The sequence below is a fragment of the Elusimicrobiota bacterium genome, from assembly GCA_016182905.1.
In the GTDB taxonomy this organism is placed as follows: domain Bacteria; phylum Elusimicrobiota; class Elusimicrobia; order UBA1565; family UBA9628; genus GWA2-66-18.
This window is the reverse complement of the sequence record JACPFR010000051.1, coordinates 62,806-79,277: the sequence shown is the minus strand read 5'-3', so window position 1 is coordinate 79,277 and position 16,472 is coordinate 62,806. Positions and strand designations below refer to the sequence as shown.

Sequence of the window (16,472 nt, the reverse complement as noted above, 5' to 3'; positions counted from 1 at the left end):
GCGCGGGTGTCGGAGAGGCCGATGCCGACGAACACGGCGTCGAAGTCGCTGAGCAGGTCGGCGGCGGGCACGTCCTTGCCGATCTCCTTGCCGGTGACGACCGAGCAGCCGATCTGGAAGAGGAACTTCATCTCGGCCACGGCCGTGGGCTGGTCCATCTTGTACTCGGCGACGCCGTAGGTGTTCAGGCCGCCGGGCAGCTTGCGCTTCTCGAAGATCGTGACCTGGAAGCCGAGGCGGCGCAGGTAGACCGCGCAGGAGGCGCCGGCGGGTCCCGCGCCGACGACCGCGACGCGCTTGCCGTTGTCGGGGCCCGCCTCGAAGGGCGGATCCCCCGCGGCGTACGCCGCGTCGGTGGCGTGGCGCTGGAGGCGGGCGATCTGGATGGGCTTCTCCTGCCAATCGTGATAGACGCAGGCGCCCTCGCACAGCACCTCGACGGGGCAGACGCGCGCGCAGGAGTGGCCGAGCGCGTTGGCCTCGAGGATGGTCTCGGCCGACCCGAGCGGGTCGGCCGCCGCGATCTGGCGGATGAACCGGGGCACGTCGATGTGCGTGGGGCAGGCCGTGACGCAGGGGGCGTCGTAGCAATAGAGGCAGCGCGAGGACTCGATCCTCGCTTCCTCTCGCGACATGGGACCTTTCAGCTCGGCGAACGCGTCCGCGGGCTTCATTTTCGGCGAGGCCATGTCGTTATTGTACTACTTGAGGACCTGGATGCGTCCCATCGACGGCTGCGGGGTCAGCGCCTTCATGATCGAGCTCACTCCGTCCTTGATGTACAGGGAGGAGACGAGGACCACCGAGGAGAGGAGGATGCCGACGGCGATGTTCCCCTTCTCGAGCTCCTTGCCCTCCTGCATGTGCGAGGTCAGGCGCCCGAACAGGCGCAAGGTCACCGAGATCGAGAACACCGCGAGCGCCATCGAGGCGGCGAGATGGCCCGCCATGCGCGCGATCAGCTCGAGCACGTTGGCGTTCTCCTCAGTCGGGGCCAGCATGTGCATGCGGATCATCTGGATCGAGGAGTCGGTGCCCGCCATCAGGATCTGGGAGGCCGAGAACAGGATCGTGCCGACGAGCAGGCCGACGGCGATGTTGCCTTCCTTGATCTTCTTCTCCATGTCGAAGTCCGGGTTGGCCTTGATGAAGGTCCGGTAGGTCAAGTAGATGACGAACCCGGACATCAGGACCATCAGGAAGAAGTGCATCAGGCTGACGATGACTCGCGTCGCGATCATGTTTATCTCCTAGAAGAACGGCTCGATCTTGTAGCCGTCGCGGCCGTTGAGGAGGTGCATCGTCTCCTCTCCGACCTGCCCCGGCGGCAGCCACGCCGGGCCCGTGGGCTCGACGAGCACGTACTGAAGACCCTGGTACTCGAGGAAGATGTCTCCCTTTTCGGGGATCAGCAGCACCCCCATCAGATAGTGCCCGGGCACGCCGACGCCGACCATCTTCATCTGGGCCCAGTTGGACAGGATGGAGGCCGCCAGGCCGGTCTTGGTGTCGCAGTCGCCCCAGCCGACGAGCACGGCCGTGATCGGCGGCAGGACCCCTCCCGTGTGCTTGTCCCTGAAGACGGGATCGGGCTGCTTGTAGTGCATCGCGGTCTGCACGAAGGAGAGCACCGCCCCGATGATGTCGCCCGAGCGGTACCTCCGCTGGGCCGCGATCTTCTCGAAGGTCAGGGACAGCGGCTTGATCATGGGCGCGTTCTTGCGCACGAGGTCGGGCATGTCCACGGTGACCACGTTGCCCTTCAGCATGCGGAAGCCGCGCGAGCTGAGATAAGCCTTCACGCGCTGGTCGTATTCCTTGTCGAGGGCCGCGATCGCGTTGTCGAGCTGGGCCTGGGACTTCCCCTGCTTGACCGCGAGCTTGAACGCGCTCTGCCGGGCGGTCTCGCGCCAGGCCTTGACCTCGTCGATGCCTTCCTTCGTGTAGCCGAAGGAGTCGTTGTACGGGCGGAAATCCCTCTCCGGGAGCTGATAGGAAATCTCCAGCTTGTCCTTGTTGAAATTCTGGAAGCCGTAGGTCGCGGCGCGGTAGCCGGAGGCCTTCCGGATGCGCTGGAAGGTCTTGGGTCCTCGGCCCGAGGCGGAGATCCCCTCCACCTGCGGCGGCGCGTCATAGTCGTCGTCGGAGTCCTGCCCGTACAGGGCCTGGCCGTCGACCAAAGGGATGATCATGCGGGCTTCCGCCCGCAGGCCGAGGCGCACGGAAAAGACCGCCCCCGTCAACAGGATCAAGTGCCACGCCGCCCCGGGTCCGCGCCAAGACATCGGCGGGTATTTTAGCACCTTGCGGGCGTTCTCAGGCCCTGTTATCATTGACGGCATGGCCGCCTCCGAGCCGGATCCTCTGGTCGGAACCACGCTCGGCCCGTGCCGCCTCGAGGCGCTGATCGGCCGCGGCGGCATGGGCCGCGTCTATAAGGCGCGCCACATCGCCCTCGACCGCGCCGTCGCGGTGAAGCTCGTCGACGCCGGCGGCGCGGGCACCAACGGCGCCGCGGTGCGCGAGCAGATCCTGGCCGAGGCGCGCAGCGCGGCCAAGCTCGAGGACCCCCGCATCGTCGCGATCCACGAGGTCGGGGAGGATCGCGGCATCCCCTACATCGTGATGCAGTGGGTGGACGGCGAGTCCCTCGAGGCGAGGGTCAAGCGCCTCCGGCGCCTCTCCCCGGACGAGGCCCTCGAGATCATCCGGGAGACCGCGTCCGCGCTCGGGGCCGCGCACAAGGCCGGGCTCGTGCACCGGGACATCAAGCCCGGGAACATCCTCGTCGACGCGCGCGGCGCGGTGAAGCTCGCCGACTTCGGCATCGCTCGCCCCGCCGGCGCCGCCGCGGCCGCGGACGAGACGGTCGCCGGCTCCTTCCATTTCATGGCGCCTGAGCAGGCCTACGGCGGCCCTCCCGACCCCCGGTCGGACCTCTACGCGCTGGGCGCGACCTGGTATTACGCGCTGACCGGAGAGCCCCCCTACCCCGGCGAGGCGCTGGACGCGCTGATGCGGCACCGCGACGAGCCTCCCCCCGAGGTCCGGAACCTGCGTCCGGAGATCACGGAGCGCGCCGCCGGCCTCCTGCGCCGGCTGATGGCCAAGAAGGTCGAGGACCGCCCGGCCGACGCCTTCGTCCTGCTCAAGGAGATGCTCTCGGTCGGGATGCTTCTCGAGACGGACACGAGCGGCTCGCCGTTCAAGATCCTGCCCGCGGCCCCCCGCGCGGACGCTCCGCGTCCCCAGTACCCCGATCCCGCGTCCGCCCCCGCGCGCGCCTCCGCGCCCGTCGACCGCGCCGTCCCCCTCCCCCCTCCGCCCCCCGCGCCCGCGCCCGCCTCCGCGCTCGGCTCCAAGAGCGCCTTCGTCGGCCTGCTCAGCGCGTTCGGCGTCCTCGCCTTCGGCTGGCAGTGGCGGCGGGCCGGTCCCGAGGACTGGGCCGCCGGCGCGGCCTTCCTCGCGCTGGCCCCCGCGGCGCTGACCTACGGGGACCGCTCGAACGCCTGGCGCCGGGCGCTCAGCGCCGCCGGCTGCGCCGGGGCGGCGGCGTGCTGGGCGCGGCAGGCGTTCGGCGGCGGCGTCGCGATGCCCGTGCTCGAGCCCGCCATCGTCGCGGCCGTCGGATACATCGCCCTGTTCGGCACCGCGTACCTCGGGCAATGGGGCCAGGACCGCTCCGAGGCGCACTGGTCGCGCGTCCTCGGCCTAGTCGCCGCGCTGTGCCTGCTGGTCTCCGCCCTGACCTGGACCGTGCCGGAGACGCAGCCCTGGGGCGCGGGGCTCGCGGAGCGCGCGGCGGCGTGGTGGGCCGCTTTCTCCGGCTCAGGCGGCGGCTGGCGCTGGCTCGGGACCGCGGGCGTGTGCGCGGCCCTGGGCGCCGCGGTGCATCTGAAGGTCCAGTCCTCCGCGGCGCCGGACGACCGCAAGCTCAACTGGAACAAGTAGCCCGCCGGCGCGAGGCCCGGTCTACTTCTTCTTGCCGAAAAGGAAGGAGAGGACGGCGCCCGCGCCGATGAGGATGCCGCCGACGAGGGCGAGCGCTACGAGCGGCGTGCCGCCGAGGGCCAGGCCGACGCCGAGCAAGGCGACGCCGCCGATCACGGCGTACTTCCCATACTTGCCGTACTTCGCGGTCGGGGATTCCCCGCCCGAGGTGGAGCCGTCGCCCTTGACGGGCGTGTAGATGGTGATGCCGTTGAGCGGCTTCTTGCCCTCGAAGTAGTAGTCGGTGCCCGCGCCGGGGTTGTCGGCCGGCGGCTGCGCCGCGGGCTCCTTGCGGGGCGGCGCCGGCGTCTCGTCGAGCGCCGGCGGCGGGTTCTTGCGCGGCTCTCCGACCGTGACGAACTCGACCGGCGTCAAAGTCTGGATGGTGAAGCTCTGGTCGAAGGACTTGCCGGCGCGGGCCGAGGCGTCCTCGCGGGCGCCGAAAGACGCGGGGTCGGCGGCGGCCTGGCTGCGCAGCGCCTCGAGAGTGGCCGACATCGCCGCGGGATCGGCGGAGGCGGGCACGGCCAAGAACAGCACCAGGAGCGCTCGTGTCATTACGCTAAGATTATAGCACGACTAGCGGCAATGACGGTCACTTAAGCGGTTATTTCTTCGTGTCTTGGTGTCTTTGTGGTTGAATATTTTCCCGCGAAATCTTTCCGGGCTAAGGCAGGATCTGCGTCGAAGCGCGCACGCCCGCGATCAGCGGCTCGGGATGGATGCCGAACAGCAGGACGCCGACGACGGCCAAGGCCACGCCGCCGCAGACGTAGGCGCCGACCGGGATGGCGGCCTCGTCCGAGGGGTCGCGGAAGAACATCCGGTGGGCGATCGCGAAGTAGTAGTAGACCGAGACGACGCTGTTGAGGACGCCGACGACGGCCAGCCACCACTGCCCCGCCTGGACGGCCGAGGAGAAGATCACCAGCTTGCCCATGAAGCCCGCCAGCGGCGGGATGCCCGCGAGCGACAGCAGGCAGAACATGAGCGACAGCGCGAGGCCGAGCCGGTTCTTGGCCAGGCCGTCGAACGAGGAGAGGTCGTAGCTGCCCTTCGCCGAGCCGACGGCCTGGACGACGGCGAACGCGCCGACGTTCATCGCGACGTAGACGAACGAGTACAGCATCACGCCCTCGCGTCCGAGCGGCGAGCCGACGGCGAGGCCGATCAGCAGGTAGCCCGCCTGCGCGATCGACGAGTAGGCGAGCAGGCGCTTGACGTCGGTCTGGAACATCGCCGTGAAGTTGCCGATCGTCATCGTGAGCGCGGCCATGATCGCGAACAGCAAGGTCAGGTCGTAGGCCTGCAGCGGGAAGACCGCGCCGAACACGCGGGCCAACGCCGCGAAGGTCGCGAGCTTGGGCGCGACGGACAGGAAGGTCGTCACCGGCGTGGGCGCCCCCTCGTAGGCGTCGGGCACCCAGAAGTGCATCGGCGCGAGCGACGCCTTGAAGGCGAAGCCGAGGAGGATGAGCACGAGCGACAGGATCAGCATCGGGCCGGGGGCGGCGGAGGCCGCGGCGAGCTGCGTCGTCCCCGTGGCCCCGTAGTACAGCGAGATCCCGTAGACGAGGATGGCCGAGGAGAACGCGCCGAACAGGAAGTACTTCATCGAGCCTTCGTTGGACTTCGGGTTCTTGCGCTCGAAGCCCGTCAGGATGAAGGAGGAGATCGAGACCAGCTCGAGGGCGACGAAGATCATCAGCAGGTTCGTCGAGGAGACGAGATACATCAGCCCAGCCGTCGAGAGGAGCATCAGCGCCGAGAAGGTCCCGGCCTGGCTCTCCGGAAGCTCCTTGTAGTCGAGGCCGAGCAGCAGGCACAGCACGCAGGTGAGCAAGGTCGTCACCTTGAAGAACTGGCTGAACGGGTCGACGGACCACATCGAGCCGGCGCCGTGCGTCGAGGCGTCGCCGAGGGACAGCGCCACCCAGGCCAGGACGCCCGCGGCCGAGAGCCAGGCGAGATGGTACAGCGCGCGGGCCCGCTTGGCCGGCAGGATCAGGTCCGCGAAGGCCACGCCGAGCGCCAGCGTCGCCAGGATCGTCTCCGGGAGGAGCAGCCGCAGGTTGTTCATCTCACTTCCCCAGCATGTGCTCGATCGTCTTGTTCATGAGGTCGAGCGGCCACTTCGGGTACACGCCGAAGAGCACCGTCAGGACCGCGAGGGGCACGATCGAGATGAGCTCGCGCGCCGTCATGTCCTCGAGGCCGGCCCACTTCTCGTTGAACTTCCCGAGGAACACCTTCTGCATCATGCGCAGGAAGAAGGCGGCCGTCGCGATGATGCCGAGCACCGAGATCGCCGCGGCGAGCTTCCAGGTCTGGAACGCCCCGAGGAAGCACAGGAACTCGCCGATGAAGCCGGCGAGGCCGGGCAGGCCCAGCGAGGCGAACGCGGTCAGCGACATCAAGGCGGCGTAGACCGGGAGCTTGACCGCCAGCCCGCCGAACGCCGAGATGTCGCGGGTGTGCGCGCGGTCGTAGATCACGCCGACGAGGAGGAACAGCGCGCCCGTGATGATGCCGTGCGTCAGCATCTGGAACACCGCGCCGGTGAAGCCCGCCGTGGTCATGCCGGCGATGCCGAGCAGGCAGTAGCCCATGTGGTTGACCGACGAGTAGGCGACCATCTTCTTCATGTCGGTCTGCGCCATGGCGCACAGCGCGCCGTAGACGATGTTGACGACCGCGATGACGATGAGGGCCGGCAGGAACCACTGGAAGCCCAAGGGGCTCAGTGTATAGGAAATGCGAAGCAGGCCGTAGACGCCCATCTTGAGCAGGACCGCCGCCAGGATGACCGAGATCGCGGTCGGAGCCTCGACGTGGGCCAGCGGCAGCCAGGTGTGGAACGGGAAGGCCGGGATCTTGATCGCCATGCCGAAGTACAGGCCGAGGAAGACGAGGATCTGGAAGGTCCTGTCCCAGCCGCCGGTCATCTTGGCGAGCTCGAGCATGTCGAAGGTGTGAGGGGCGGGGCTCGCGAAGTACAGGGCGAGTATGGCCAGGAGCATGAACACCGAGCCGGTCAAGGTGTACAGGAAGAACTTGATCGCGGCGAACTCCTTGCGGGGCCCTCCCCAGACGCCGATCAGGAAGTACATCGGGACGAGCGTGAGCTCCCAGAACACGTAGAAGAGGATGAGGTCGAGCGCGCAGAACACGCCGATCATGCCGACCTCGAGGACGAGGTACCAGAAGAAGTACTCCTTGACCCGGTTCTCGATCCCGAGCGAGCCGACGAGGCCGATGACGCACATGAAGGTCGTCAGGAGCACGAGCGGGAAGGACAGGCCGTCCACGCCCATGAAGTACTGGACGCCGAAGGAGGGGATCCAGGAGCAGCGCTCGACGAACTGCATCTCGTGCGTCCCGCGGCTGAAGCCGGGCAGCATGGCCAGGGAGGCGGCCAAAGCGATCCCCGCGAAGACGAAGGCGACGGTCTGGATCGCCCGGACCTTTTCCTTGGGGATGCACAGGATGATCAGCGCTCCGACGAGGGGCGCGAACGTGACCAGTGAGAGCATGTTCATTCGGGAGTTCTCCTAATTAGCGCGTCAGAATCAAGGTCGCAGCGAGGCTGAAGGCGATCGCGGCGTACATCAGATATTCCTGCACCTGGCCGTCCTTGACGAGGGCGCGCAGGCCCACGCCGAGGTCGAGGCTGAGCCCGCCGAAGCCGTCCACGGTCCGGTCCACGAAAAGCGCGTCGAGCAGGTTGCTGATCTCGGCGAAGATGCGCATGAGGAGGCCCCAGCCGTCCACGAACACCCGGTCCACCACGTTCGCGTCGATCCAGAACGCGAGCGCGGCGACCTTGTCGCAGAGGACGACGAGGAGGTCGAACGCGTCGTCGAGGAACCAGCGCCGGTCGAGCAGATGGAAGACCGGCGCGAAGGTCCCCTTGAGGGAGTCGGCGACCGCGTAATGGGGACCCTTGTAGAGGAAGAAGGCGAAGCTCATCGAGCCCAGGACCAGGAACGGCAGGGCGAGGTGCAGCCACTGCGGGAGGTGCCCTTCGTGATGCTCTCCCCCCTCGTGGCTCGCGGCGGCCGCGTGGGCCTCCGCGGGCGCTTCGGCGTGTCCGGCGGGGGCGGCGTGCTCGGCCGGTTTCGCCTCGGTCCCGTGGGCGGCGACGGCGGCGTGCTCGGCCGGGAGGGCCTCGACGGCGGCCGCCGCGGCCGGGGCGGCCGGGGCGGCCGTGATCGTCGGCTTGGCGAGCAGCTGGTAGACGAGGCCGTTGCGGTCCAGCATGAAGCCGGAGACGAGCGCCAGGAAGGCGAGCAGGACGAGCGGGCCCGTGATCAGGAACGGGGACTCGTGCGCGTGGTGGTGCTTCTCGTGGTCGCGGTCGTCCCCCAGGAAGGCCAGGATGAACAGGCGCGACATGTAGAAGGCGGTCATCAGCGCGGTGCCGAGCATGATCCAGAAGATCGGCTGGTTCGCGTAGTAGATGTTCGCCAGGATCATGTCCTTGGAGTAATAGCCCGAGGTGAACGGGATGCCGGCGATCGCGAGGATCGCCGCGCCCATCGTCAGGAAGGTCACGGGCATCTTCTTCGACAGGCCGCCCATCAGGCGCATGTCGTTGGTGTGCACCGAGTGGATGACCGAGCCCGCGCCGAGGAACAGCAGGGCCTTGAAGAACGCGTGCGTCGTCAGGTGGAACAGGCCGGCGGTGTAGCCGCCGACGCCGAGCGCGCACATCATGAAGCCGAGCTGGGAGACGGTCGAGAAGGCCAGCACGCGCTTGATGTCGTAGCTGACGAGGGCCATCGCGGCGGCCATGAAGGCCGTGATGCAGCCGATCCACGCCGCGGCGAGCATCGCGTCGGGGGCGGCGAGGAACACGAAGTACAGGCGGGCGACCACGAAGATGCCGGCCGCGACCATGGTCGCCGCGTGGATCAGCGCCGAGCCGGGCGTCGGGCCCTCCATCGCGTCGGGCAGCCAGATGAACAGCGGGAACTGCGCGGACTTGCCCATGGCCCCGAACAGGATGCCGATCGCGATCACCGTCGCGACCGTCGGCGTCATGTAGCCCTGGTTGATGAACTGGTGGATCTGGGTGATCTGGAAGGAGCCGACCTTCGCGAAGATGAACAGCAGGGCGAGGTACAGGCCGGAGTCGCCGAGCTTGGTGGTCATGAAGGCCTTCTTCTGCGCCTCCGTCGGCCCGTCTTTTTCAAACCAAAACCCGATCAATAGGTAAGACGATAATCCCATCAGCTCCCAGCTCATGAAGCCGACGAGGATGTTGCTCGAGACCACGAGGCCGAGCATCGACGCCGTGAAGAACGAGACGAAGGCGAAGTAGCGCTTGTAGCGCGTGTCCTCGTGCATGTAGGCGATCGAGTAGACCTGCACCATGAGGCTGACGAGGGTCACGACGACGAGCAGGATCGCGGCGGGGCCGTCGATCAGCACGCCGATGGGCATGTCGTAGAGGAAGGACCTCCCCCCGATGGAGGCCGCGAAGGAGAACCACTGCCAGTTGTGCTCGTAGGGCAGCGGGATGGTCCCGCCCGCCACGGCCGACAGGATGGACAGCGACATGCCGAGGCAGATGGCCATCGCGCCGATGCCTATCCACGGCGCGGGCGAATGCGGGTCTTCCTTCGCGCCGAACATCATGATCAGCGACGCGGCGAACGGGATCAGCGGGATCAGGTAGGCGTGTTCGATCATATCAGCCCTTGAGGAGATTGAAGTCTTCGGCGTACACGGTGTCCGTGCCGCGGTAGATCGCGAGCAGCAAGGCGAGGCCGACGACGATCTCGGCGGCGGCCACGGTCATCACGAAAAGCGCCAGCGCCTGGCCGGTCACGCCCTCCGGGTGGAGGAAGCGGTCGAACGCGGCGAGGTTGATGTTGGCGGCGTTGAACATGAGCTCGATCGACATCAGGATGCCGATGATGTTGCGCCGGGTCAGCGCGCCGAAGACGCCGATCAGGAAGAGGATGCCGGCCAAGGTCATGTAGTGCGCCAGGGTCAGAGGGGCGTTCATGAGGCGTTCTCCGTGCGGGTGAAGAAGACGGCGCCGAGCAGCGCCGCGAGCAGGACGAGCGAGATCAGCTCGAAAGGCAGGAGCCACTCGCCGAGGAAAAGCCGGCCGATGTCGCGGGTGCCGGGCTTCGCGGCGGCCGTGACGACGGCGCCGGCGTGCAGTCCCGCGACCTTGAGCAGGCCTACGGCGGCGACGGCGACGACGAGGAGCGCGGCCATCCAGCGCTCGTTGACCTGGCGCAGGTGCAGGTCCGAGGCCCGGCCGAGCAGCATGACGACGAACATCACGAGCACCGCGATGCCGGACACGTAGACCATGATCTGGGCCCCGAACAGGAAGTCCGCTCCGAGCGAGGCGAAGACGCCGGCGACCCCGGCCAGCGACAGGCCGAGGAACAAGGAGGAGTGCACCGTGTTGCGATGCAGGACCACGGCCAAGGCCGAGGCCACGGTCAGGATGGAGAGCGAGTAAAAAACGATCTGGTCTATCACGCTAGCTCCTCCTCGGCCGGACGTCGTGGATGGCGATCTGGCCTTCCGGATCCTTGAAGTCCTGGCCCTTGCGGTCGAAGTACTTGCCGATGAACGGGAAGTCCTTCTTCCAGCAGCGCACCATCTCGTCGCGCTTGGTGAAGATGACCTCGTAGTCGAGGGAGTGCCAGACGGACTTGGGCTTCGTCGGGCAGGCCTCCTCGCACAGGCGGCAGAAGTTGCACTTGCCGAAGTCGATCGAGTACCACTCGACCTTGGCGATCTTCTTGCCGGTCTCGTTCTTGGCGTTCTCGAGCTGGATGCAGTTCGACGGGCAGGCCTTCACGCACAGGTTGCAGGAGATGCAGGTCTGCTGGTCGAAGAGGAGCGCGCCCCGGTACATCTCGAAGGGCACCAGCTTCTCGTCGGGATAGTGGATCGTGACGGCCGGCTTGAACATGTACTTGAGCGTGATCCAATGGCCCTGGACGATGGCCTTGGAGTTGCTGAAGATGCTGGCGAAGTAGCGGATCATGAGGTCCTCATTTGAGCCAGAACGCGAGATACAGGCCGGCGATCGCGATGTTCGCGAAGCTCCAGGGGAGCAGGAACTTCCAGGTGAAATCCATCAGCTGGTCGACCCGGAAGCGGGGCAAGGTCCAGCGGATCCACAGGAAGACGAACATCATCAGCATCGCCTTGCCGAGCATCCACATCCAGCTCGGGATCAAGGTGAAGGGAACGGCATCGATCGGCGAGGCCCCGCCGCCCAGGAAGAAGGTCGCGAGGAGGAAGGAGCCCAGCAGCACGTAGGCGTACTCGGCGAGGAAGAAGATGGACCACTTCATGCCGGAGTACTCGGTGTGGAAGCCGCTGACGAGCTCGGACTCGGCCTCGGGGATGTCGAAGGGCGTGCGGTTCGTCTCGGCCACCGACGCGATCAGGAAGATCACGAAGGCGAGCTGCCCGACCACGGGATAAAAGATGAACCAGCGCGGGATCCCGTGCCAGTAGCCGGCCTGCGCGTCGGCGATCGTCTGCAGGTCGAGCGAGCCCGCGAACATGAGGACGGGCACCACCGAGAACCCGCGGGGCAGCTCGTAGCTGACGATCTGCGCGGCGCCGCGCAGGCCGCCGAGCAAGGAGTACTTGTTGCCCGAGGCCCAACCCGCCATCACGACGCCGATGACCGAGATGCCGGCGAAGGCGAAGACGTACAGCGTGCCGATGTCGAGGTTGGCCGCCGCCAGGTTGTCGCCGAACGAGACGGGCGCGAAGGCGATGATGCAGGGGGCCACGACCATGGCCGGAGCCAGCGCGTGCACCCACTTGTCCGCGGCGGCGGGAGTCACGTCTTCCTTCAAGAAGAGCTTGACGCCGTCGAGCGCGGTCTGCGCCCAGCCGTGGAAGTTCCAGCCCTTCGGGCTTCCCGCGTACGTCGGGCCCACGCGCGTCTGGATGTGGGCCGAGACCTTCCGCTCCCACCAGATCGACCAGAGCCCGTTGATGAGGACGACGTGCACGACGAGGAGGACCTTGATCGCGACCCAGACGGCCTCGACGGCCAAAGTCGGAAGGCCCTTCGCGGCGGCGAAGGCGGTCATGAACGCGTACAGCTTGTCCCCCCACGCCGAGAGCTCTCCGATGAGGCCGGCGGTGATGCCGAGGCCGAGGAAGATGCCCGCGAGCATGCCGGCGCCCCATTGGAACCCGGGCTTCGACCAGCGGTCGGCGAAGCGCTCGGTGGGCCAGGTGGAGAAGCGGTCCTCGATGAGGCGGCCGTCCCTGCGGTTGAGCACGGGCTCAGGGGCCACGTATTTCGGGACGACTGGTTTAGGAACTGCCGGCGCGGGGGTGGCCCCACCGGCGGCGGGGACGGGAGCGGGGCCCGGAGCCGCCGCGGCTTCGGGGACCTTTGCGGGTTCGGGGGCCTTGGGCGTATCCGGCTTCTTCCCCTCGTCGGGGTTCGGTTTCTTGGCGGTCATTAGCGGTCCACCTCGCCGAGGACGATGTCGATGGAGCCCAGGAGCGCGATGACGTCGGAGACCTTCATGCCGACGAGCTTCTCCTGGAGCATCGCGAGGTTGATGAACGACGGCGCGTGCACGTGCATCCGGAACGGCGAGATGCCGCCGTCGGAGGCGATGTAGATGCCGAGGTCGCCGCGCGCGCCCTCGACGTGCGCGTAGGCCTCCCCGGGCGCGGGCTTGGGGATCTTCGCGACGCCGGGAGCCATGAATGGGCCGGCCGGGAGCTTCGCGATCGCAGCCTCGATGATGCGGATGGACTGGCGCATCTCCTGCACGCGGCAGAAGTAGCGGTCCCAGCAGGAGCCGGTCTTCCCGAGGGGCACGTCGAACTCGTAGTTCTCGTAGCCGCTGTAGGGATCGGACTTGCGGACGTCGTGGTTGACGCCGGAGCCGCGCAGGTTCGGGCCGGAGAGCGCCCAGCTCACGGCCTCCTCGGGGGTGACGATCCCGACGCCCTGCGTGCGGGCCATGAAGATCGGGTTGTAGGTGAGGAGCGTGTCGTACTCGTCGAGGCGGGGCTTGAAGTACTCGACGAACTCCTTCGTGCGCTTCAGCCAGTCCTCGGAGGCGTCCGTCATCACGCCGCCGAGGCGGATGTAGTTGTAGGTCAGGCGCGCGCCGCAGATCATCTCGAAGAGGTCGAGGATCATCTCGCGCTCGCGGAAGGCGTACAGGAACGGCGTGTAGGCGCCGAGGTCGATGCCGTACGTCCCGAAGAACAAAAGGTGCGAGGCGACGCGGTTCATCTCGCACATGATCACGCGCAGGGCGTCGGCGCGCGGTGTGGCCTTGACGCCCATCAGCTTCTCGGCGGCGAGGCAGAAGACCAGGTTGTTGGGCATCGCCGCGACGTAGTCCCACCGGTCGGTCAGCACGACGCAGTGGTGGTAGTTGCGGACCTCGGCGAGCTTCTCGGTGCCGCGGTGCAGGTAGCCGATGTCGGGCACGGCCTTGACGATGACCTCGCCGTTGATCGTGAGGCCGATGCGGAGCACGCCGTGGGTGGACGGGTGCTGGGGGCCGAGGTTGATGAAGAGCTGGTCCGACTTGAGTCCGGACATCGTCGACGCGTCGGCGCCGGAGGCCATGATATTACTCATCGAAGCGGTCCTTTATGTGGACGTAGTCTTTGCGCAGGGGGTGGCCCTGGGTGAAATCGGGGGTCAGGATCTTGATCAGGTTCGGGTGCCCTTCGTAGCGGACGCCGAGCAGGTCGAAGGCCTCGCGCTCCTGCCAGTCCGCGCTCTTGAACAGGGGCACGAGGCTCGGGACGCTGACGCTCTCGCGGGGCTGCTCGAGGCGCACGAACACCCGGGCGCGCTCGTTGACGGAGAAGAAGACGTAGAGCAGGTCCATCGCCGGGCGGTACGGGTAGCCGGCGGTCGGGGCCGACTCGATCTGCGGGGTCCCCCCTTCGGGCAGGAACGGGTTGAAGTTCTGCTGGCGGATGTAGCCCTTCATGTCCACGGGTCCGAGCAGGTCGGTCGCGGTGACGGTCTCGAGCATGTCGAAGGACGAATCCTTCAGCCACTGGGCGAACGGGACCAGCTCGTCCTTGGAGTTCAGGCGCACGGTGAGGTAATCCTTCACCTGAACGGCGGCCTTCTCGATCTTGGGGAACTTCGCTTGGATCTTGGCGAAAATCTCGTCGTTGGTCATAATCTCAGCCGTTGATGTCGCGGCTGCCCTTTTCCTGCTGGACGGTCGCGAGGCCTTTCTTGAGCGACATCTTGGCGATCTTTTCCTGGAGCTTGACGACGGCGTACTGCAGCGCCTCGGGGCGCGGCGGGCAGCCGGCGATGTACACGTCGACGGGGACGATGCGGTCGACTCCCTTGAGCACGGAGTAGGAGTCGTAGTACGGGCCGCCGCAGTTGGCGCAGGAGCCCATCGAGATCACGAAGCGAGGCTCGGGCATTTGATGGTAAATCTCGAGGATGGGCTCGGCCATCTTCTTGCAGACCGTCCCGGCGACGATCATCACGTCGGCCTGGCGGGGGCTCGCGCGCGGGATGACGCCCATGCGGTCGAAGTCGAGGCGCGACGCGTAGGAGGCCATCATCTCGATGGCGCAGCAGGCGAGCCCGAAGGTCATCGGCCACATCGACTGCCGGCGGCCCAGGTCGATGAAGTAATCCGAGGTCGTCAGGAGGAGCTCCCCTCCCGGCAGGCCCTTGGTCAGTCCCGGCAGCTTCTCGAGGATCATGCCCATAGTTCTACTCCCAGCTCAGCGCGCCCTTGCGCCACGCGAACGCGAGCCCCAGCAGCAGGATCGCGATGAAGATACCCATCTCCACGAGCGCGAGCGTGCCGAGCTCGCGCGCGGTCACCGCCCACGGGTATACGTAGAGGACTTCCACGTCGAAGAGCACGAAGAGCAGGGCGAAGACGTGGAAGCGGATGTTGAGCTTGACCTCGGTCGAGCCGACCGCGGGGATGCCGCACTCGTAGGTGCTTTCCTTCCGGGCGTACGGGACGCTCGGGCGCAGGAGCTTGGCCAGGCCGAGCGTCACCGCGGCGAAGCCGACGGCGACGACGACGAAGGCGTAGACGACGGCATAGGCGCTCATCATTTCGCTTTCCTCTGTATAAGGACCTTGAAGACCTCTCCCATCCCTTCGGGGTGGATCAGGGTCTTGAGCTTGGCGCGCTCGCGGTAGGCCGCGGAGTCGTCGCCGGCGGCGGCTTCGAGGAAGCCGAGCATCCCGCCGTCGATCAGGAACTTGGAGAGGCTCTCGAAGGTATCAAGAGAGAGGCCGCAGGCCTCTCCCGCCCCGATCAGCGCCTCGAAGTCCACGGACGCGGTGAGGTCCCGGGCTCCGGGCTCGCGCGTGAGCTCGGTCTCCACGGCGTGGCGGTGGAACGCGCGCGGAGGGTTGGCGGCGCCGGGCGCGAAGCGCTTGCCGTAGTCGATGGAGACGATGAACCCCTCCTCGACGCGGGCGGCCGCGGCGGAGAGCCAGGCCTTGGCCTCGAGGCTCACCGCGTGCCGCTCCCCTTCCTGAAGGCGTCCGGCGAGCGCGGCGGCGTGAGGCTCGAGCTCGGGCCGGGACAGCGGGCCGCATACCTCGCGGTTCCCCTCGTCGACGAAGACCTCCTGGATCTTCCCGCCGCGCGCCTCGAGCAGGTGCACCGGCAGGGCGTCGAGCAGCTCGTTGGAGTACAGCACGCCGGCGAAGGGCGGGAGCTTCCCGATCTCGGTGCAGGCCGCGACGGGCATGCCGAACGCGGTGAGGCGGCGGATCGCCGTCGTCAGGTCCTTGCGTCCGCGCTCGACCAGGACGAAAGACACCCGGGCCGCGAGGCCCGGGTGCTTTTCGCGGAGCCGCCGCGCGACTTGGCAGGCTAAAGTCCCGTCCCCGCATCCGGCCTCGACGATATTAAGGACGCGGTCCGGCGCGTTCCCCGCTGCCCGCTCGAGGAGGAGCGCCAGCCTGTCGGCCAGCACCGCTCCAAAGGCGGGGTGCAGTTCGGGAGCGGTGTAGAAATCCGCGGCCTTCTCGCGGACGGAATAATAGCCCCGTTCAGGGTCGTATAGCGCGGACTCCATGAAGTCCCTGAACGAGCGCATGCCCAATAGCCTTAGGCGAGGTCTTCGATGCCGAGAGTCTTCTTCTTTCCTTCGGCCTGGACTTTCTGGATCGACGCCTTGACGGCCGCCTCGATCTTCGCGGACAGGGCGTCGATGTAATCCCCGCCGGTGCGGAGTCCGGCTTCCTTGACCAGCTTCTTCACCTTGCTGGCGACAACGAGGGCTTCGGCCATGTGTAGTTCTCCTTGGTCCGGCTGAGTTCACACTAAAGTCAACGCATTTAAACAGAAATGACATGCCCGAACATTGACCTAGGTCAACGTCCGGGCGTCTTGCGCGTCTTCCAAATCTTGGCGCCGGGAAGGATCGAACTTCCGACATGGCGCTTATGAAACGCCCGCTCTACCACTGAGCTACGGCGCCGGAAGGTCGACATT

General features: G+C 67.0%; 18 protein-coding genes and 1 tRNA gene. 1 reads left to right on the top strand and 18 read right to left on the bottom strand.

Translation table 11 applies throughout. The features are described from left to right. The 3 genes from HYV14_15575 to HYV14_15565 all read right to left on the bottom strand — a co-directional run. Positions 1 to 689: FAD-dependent oxidoreductase (locus HYV14_15575; GenBank protein MBI2387408.1), on the bottom strand; the 689-nt coding region annotated here is incomplete at its 3' end. Positions 690 to 701: 12 nt separating this feature from the next. Beyond that, the gene (locus HYV14_15570; protein MBI2387407.1) at positions 702 to 1,241 is read right to left on the bottom strand and encodes a hypothetical protein; all 540 of its coding nucleotides are present in this window, start codon (positions 1,239 to 1,241) and stop codon (positions 702 to 704) included. 9 nt (positions 1,242 to 1,250) lie between these two features. Beyond that, positions 1,251 to 2,285, bottom strand: a complete 1,035-nt coding sequence (locus HYV14_15565; GenBank protein MBI2387406.1) for a hypothetical protein — start codon at positions 2,283 to 2,285, stop codon at positions 1,251 to 1,253. A gap of 55 nt (positions 2,286 to 2,340) precedes the next feature. On the opposite strand from HYV14_15565, the gene HYV14_15560 reads away from it, so the two are divergent. Then, the gene (locus HYV14_15560; GenBank protein ID MBI2387405.1) at positions 2,341 to 3,951 is read left to right on the top strand and encodes a serine/threonine protein kinase; all 1,611 of its coding nucleotides are present in this window, start codon (positions 2,341 to 2,343) and stop codon (positions 3,949 to 3,951) included. Positions 3,952 to 3,972: 21 nt separating this feature from the next. Here HYV14_15560 and HYV14_15555 read toward each other — a convergent pair whose 3' ends face one another. From HYV14_15555 to HYV14_15485, 15 genes are all read right to left on the bottom strand, one after another. Continuing rightward, positions 3,973 to 4,548, bottom strand: a complete 576-nt coding sequence (locus HYV14_15555; GenBank protein MBI2387404.1) for a hypothetical protein — start codon at positions 4,546 to 4,548, stop codon at positions 3,973 to 3,975. Between the two features lie 109 nt (positions 4,549 to 4,657). Next, entirely contained in the window at positions 4,658 to 6,070 is a 1,413-nt protein-coding gene (locus HYV14_15550; GenBank protein ID MBI2387403.1) for an NADH-quinone oxidoreductase subunit N, read from the bottom strand. Position 6,071: 1 nt separating this feature from the next. Beyond that, positions 6,072 to 7,523 carry an NADH-quinone oxidoreductase subunit M gene (locus HYV14_15545; protein ID MBI2387402.1) on the bottom strand — a complete coding sequence of 484 codons (1,452 nt, stop codon included), beginning with the start codon at positions 7,521 to 7,523 and terminating at the stop codon, positions 6,072 to 6,074. 22 nt (positions 7,524 to 7,545) lie between these two features. Beyond that, a complete protein-coding gene (gene nuoL, locus HYV14_15540) occupies positions 7,546 to 9,684 on the bottom strand; it encodes an NADH-quinone oxidoreductase subunit L (GenBank protein MBI2387401.1) in 2,139 nt (712 codons plus the stop codon). Between the two features lies 1 nt (position 9,685). Continuing rightward, positions 9,686 to 9,991: an NADH-quinone oxidoreductase subunit NuoK gene (gene nuoK, locus HYV14_15535; protein MBI2387400.1), complete on the bottom strand. Its 306-nt coding sequence runs from the start codon at positions 9,989 to 9,991 to the stop codon at positions 9,686 to 9,688. Between the two features lie 8 nt (positions 9,992 to 9,999). After that, positions 10,000 to 10,494, bottom strand: coding sequence for an NADH-quinone oxidoreductase subunit J (locus tag HYV14_15530; protein MBI2387399.1), 495 nt, complete (start codon positions 10,492 to 10,494; stop codon positions 10,000 to 10,002). Position 10,495: 1 nt separating this feature from the next. After that, complete coding sequence (locus HYV14_15525; GenBank protein ID MBI2387398.1) at positions 10,496 to 11,008, bottom strand: NADH-quinone oxidoreductase subunit I; 513 nt, start codon at positions 11,006 to 11,008, stop codon at positions 10,496 to 10,498. Between the two features lie 7 nt (positions 11,009 to 11,015). Then, positions 11,016 to 12,077, bottom strand: a complete 1,062-nt coding sequence (gene nuoH / locus HYV14_15520) for an NADH-quinone oxidoreductase subunit NuoH (protein MBI2387397.1) — start codon at positions 12,075 to 12,077, stop codon at positions 11,016 to 11,018. 380 nt (positions 12,078 to 12,457) lie between these two features. After that, entirely contained in the window at positions 12,458 to 13,564 is a 1,107-nt protein-coding gene (locus tag HYV14_15515; protein ID MBI2387396.1) for an NADH-quinone oxidoreductase subunit D, read from the bottom strand. Positions 13,565 to 13,595: 31 nt separating this feature from the next. Continuing rightward, positions 13,596 to 14,162, bottom strand: a complete 567-nt coding sequence (locus tag HYV14_15510) for an NADH-quinone oxidoreductase subunit C (GenBank protein ID MBI2387395.1) — start codon at positions 14,160 to 14,162, stop codon at positions 13,596 to 13,598. Positions 14,163 to 14,166: 4 nt separating this feature from the next. Continuing rightward, on the bottom strand, positions 14,167 to 14,715 hold the full coding sequence (locus tag HYV14_15505) for an NADH-quinone oxidoreductase subunit B (protein ID MBI2387394.1): 549 nt from the start codon (positions 14,713 to 14,715) through the stop codon (positions 14,167 to 14,169). 4 nt (positions 14,716 to 14,719) lie between these two features. Further along, positions 14,720 to 15,076 (bottom strand): NADH-quinone oxidoreductase subunit A, encoded by a 357-nt coding sequence (locus HYV14_15500; GenBank protein MBI2387393.1) that lies wholly within the window; start codon positions 15,074 to 15,076, stop codon positions 14,720 to 14,722. Continuing rightward, positions 15,073 to 16,074 carry an SAM-dependent methyltransferase gene (locus HYV14_15495; protein ID MBI2387392.1) on the bottom strand — a complete coding sequence of 334 codons (1,002 nt, stop codon included), beginning with the start codon at positions 16,072 to 16,074 and terminating at the stop codon, positions 15,073 to 15,075. The genes HYV14_15500 and HYV14_15495 overlap by 4 nt, the downstream gene beginning before the upstream one ends. 11 nt (positions 16,075 to 16,085) lie before the next feature. Beyond that, positions 16,086 to 16,268: a hypothetical protein gene (locus HYV14_15490; protein MBI2387391.1), complete on the bottom strand. Its 183-nt coding sequence runs from the start codon at positions 16,266 to 16,268 to the stop codon at positions 16,086 to 16,088. A gap of 118 nt (positions 16,269 to 16,386) precedes the next feature. Continuing rightward, a tRNA-Met gene (locus tag HYV14_15485) sits at positions 16,387 to 16,458 on the bottom strand. Positions 16,459 to 16,472 lie beyond the last annotated feature (14 nt).

Coding starts and splice junctions, on each gene's coding strand:
- HYV14_15525 (MBI2387398.1), bottom strand. CDS start 11,008: ATGATCCGCTACTTCGCCAGCATCTTCAGCAACTCCAAGGCCATCGTC.
- HYV14_15560 (MBI2387405.1), top strand. CDS start 2,341: ATGGCCGCCTCCGAGCCGGATCCTCTGGTCGGAACCACGCTCGGCCCG.
- HYV14_15500 (MBI2387393.1), bottom strand. CDS start 15,076: ATGATGAGCGCCTATGCCGTCGTCTACGCCTTCGTCGTCGTCGCCGTC.
- HYV14_15545 (MBI2387402.1), bottom strand. CDS start 7,523: ATGCTCTCACTGGTCACGTTCGCGCCCCTCGTCGGAGCGCTGATCATC.
- HYV14_15565 (MBI2387406.1), bottom strand. CDS start 2,285: ATGTCTTGGCGCGGACCCGGGGCGGCGTGGCACTTGATCCTGTTGACG.
- nuoH (MBI2387397.1), bottom strand. CDS start 12,077: ATGACCGCCTTCGCCGCCGCGAAGGGCCTTCCGACTTTGGCCGTCGAG.
- HYV14_15505 (MBI2387394.1), bottom strand. CDS start 14,715: ATGGGCATGATCCTCGAGAAGCTGCCGGGACTGACCAAGGGCCTGCCG.
- HYV14_15555 (MBI2387404.1), bottom strand. CDS start 4,548: ATGACACGAGCGCTCCTGGTGCTGTTCTTGGCCGTGCCCGCCTCCGCC.
- HYV14_15515 (MBI2387396.1), bottom strand. CDS start 13,564: ATGTCCGGACTCAAGTCGGACCAGCTCTTCATCAACCTCGGCCCCCAG.
- HYV14_15495 (MBI2387392.1), bottom strand. CDS start 16,074: ATGCGCTCGTTCAGGGACTTCATGGAGTCCGCGCTATACGACCCTGAA.
- HYV14_15510 (MBI2387395.1), bottom strand. CDS start 14,162: ATGACCAACGACGAGATTTTCGCCAAGATCCAAGCGAAGTTCCCCAAG.
- nuoL (MBI2387401.1), bottom strand. CDS start 9,684: ATGATCGAACACGCCTACCTGATCCCGCTGATCCCGTTCGCCGCGTCG.
- HYV14_15550 (MBI2387403.1), bottom strand. CDS start 6,070: ATGAACAACCTGCGGCTGCTCCTCCCGGAGACGATCCTGGCGACGCTG.
- HYV14_15490 (MBI2387391.1), bottom strand. CDS start 16,268: ATGGCCGAAGCCCTCGTTGTCGCCAGCAAGGTGAAGAAGCTGGTCAAG.
- HYV14_15570 (MBI2387407.1), bottom strand. CDS start 1,241: ATGATCGCGACGCGAGTCATCGTCAGCCTGATGCACTTCTTCCTGATG.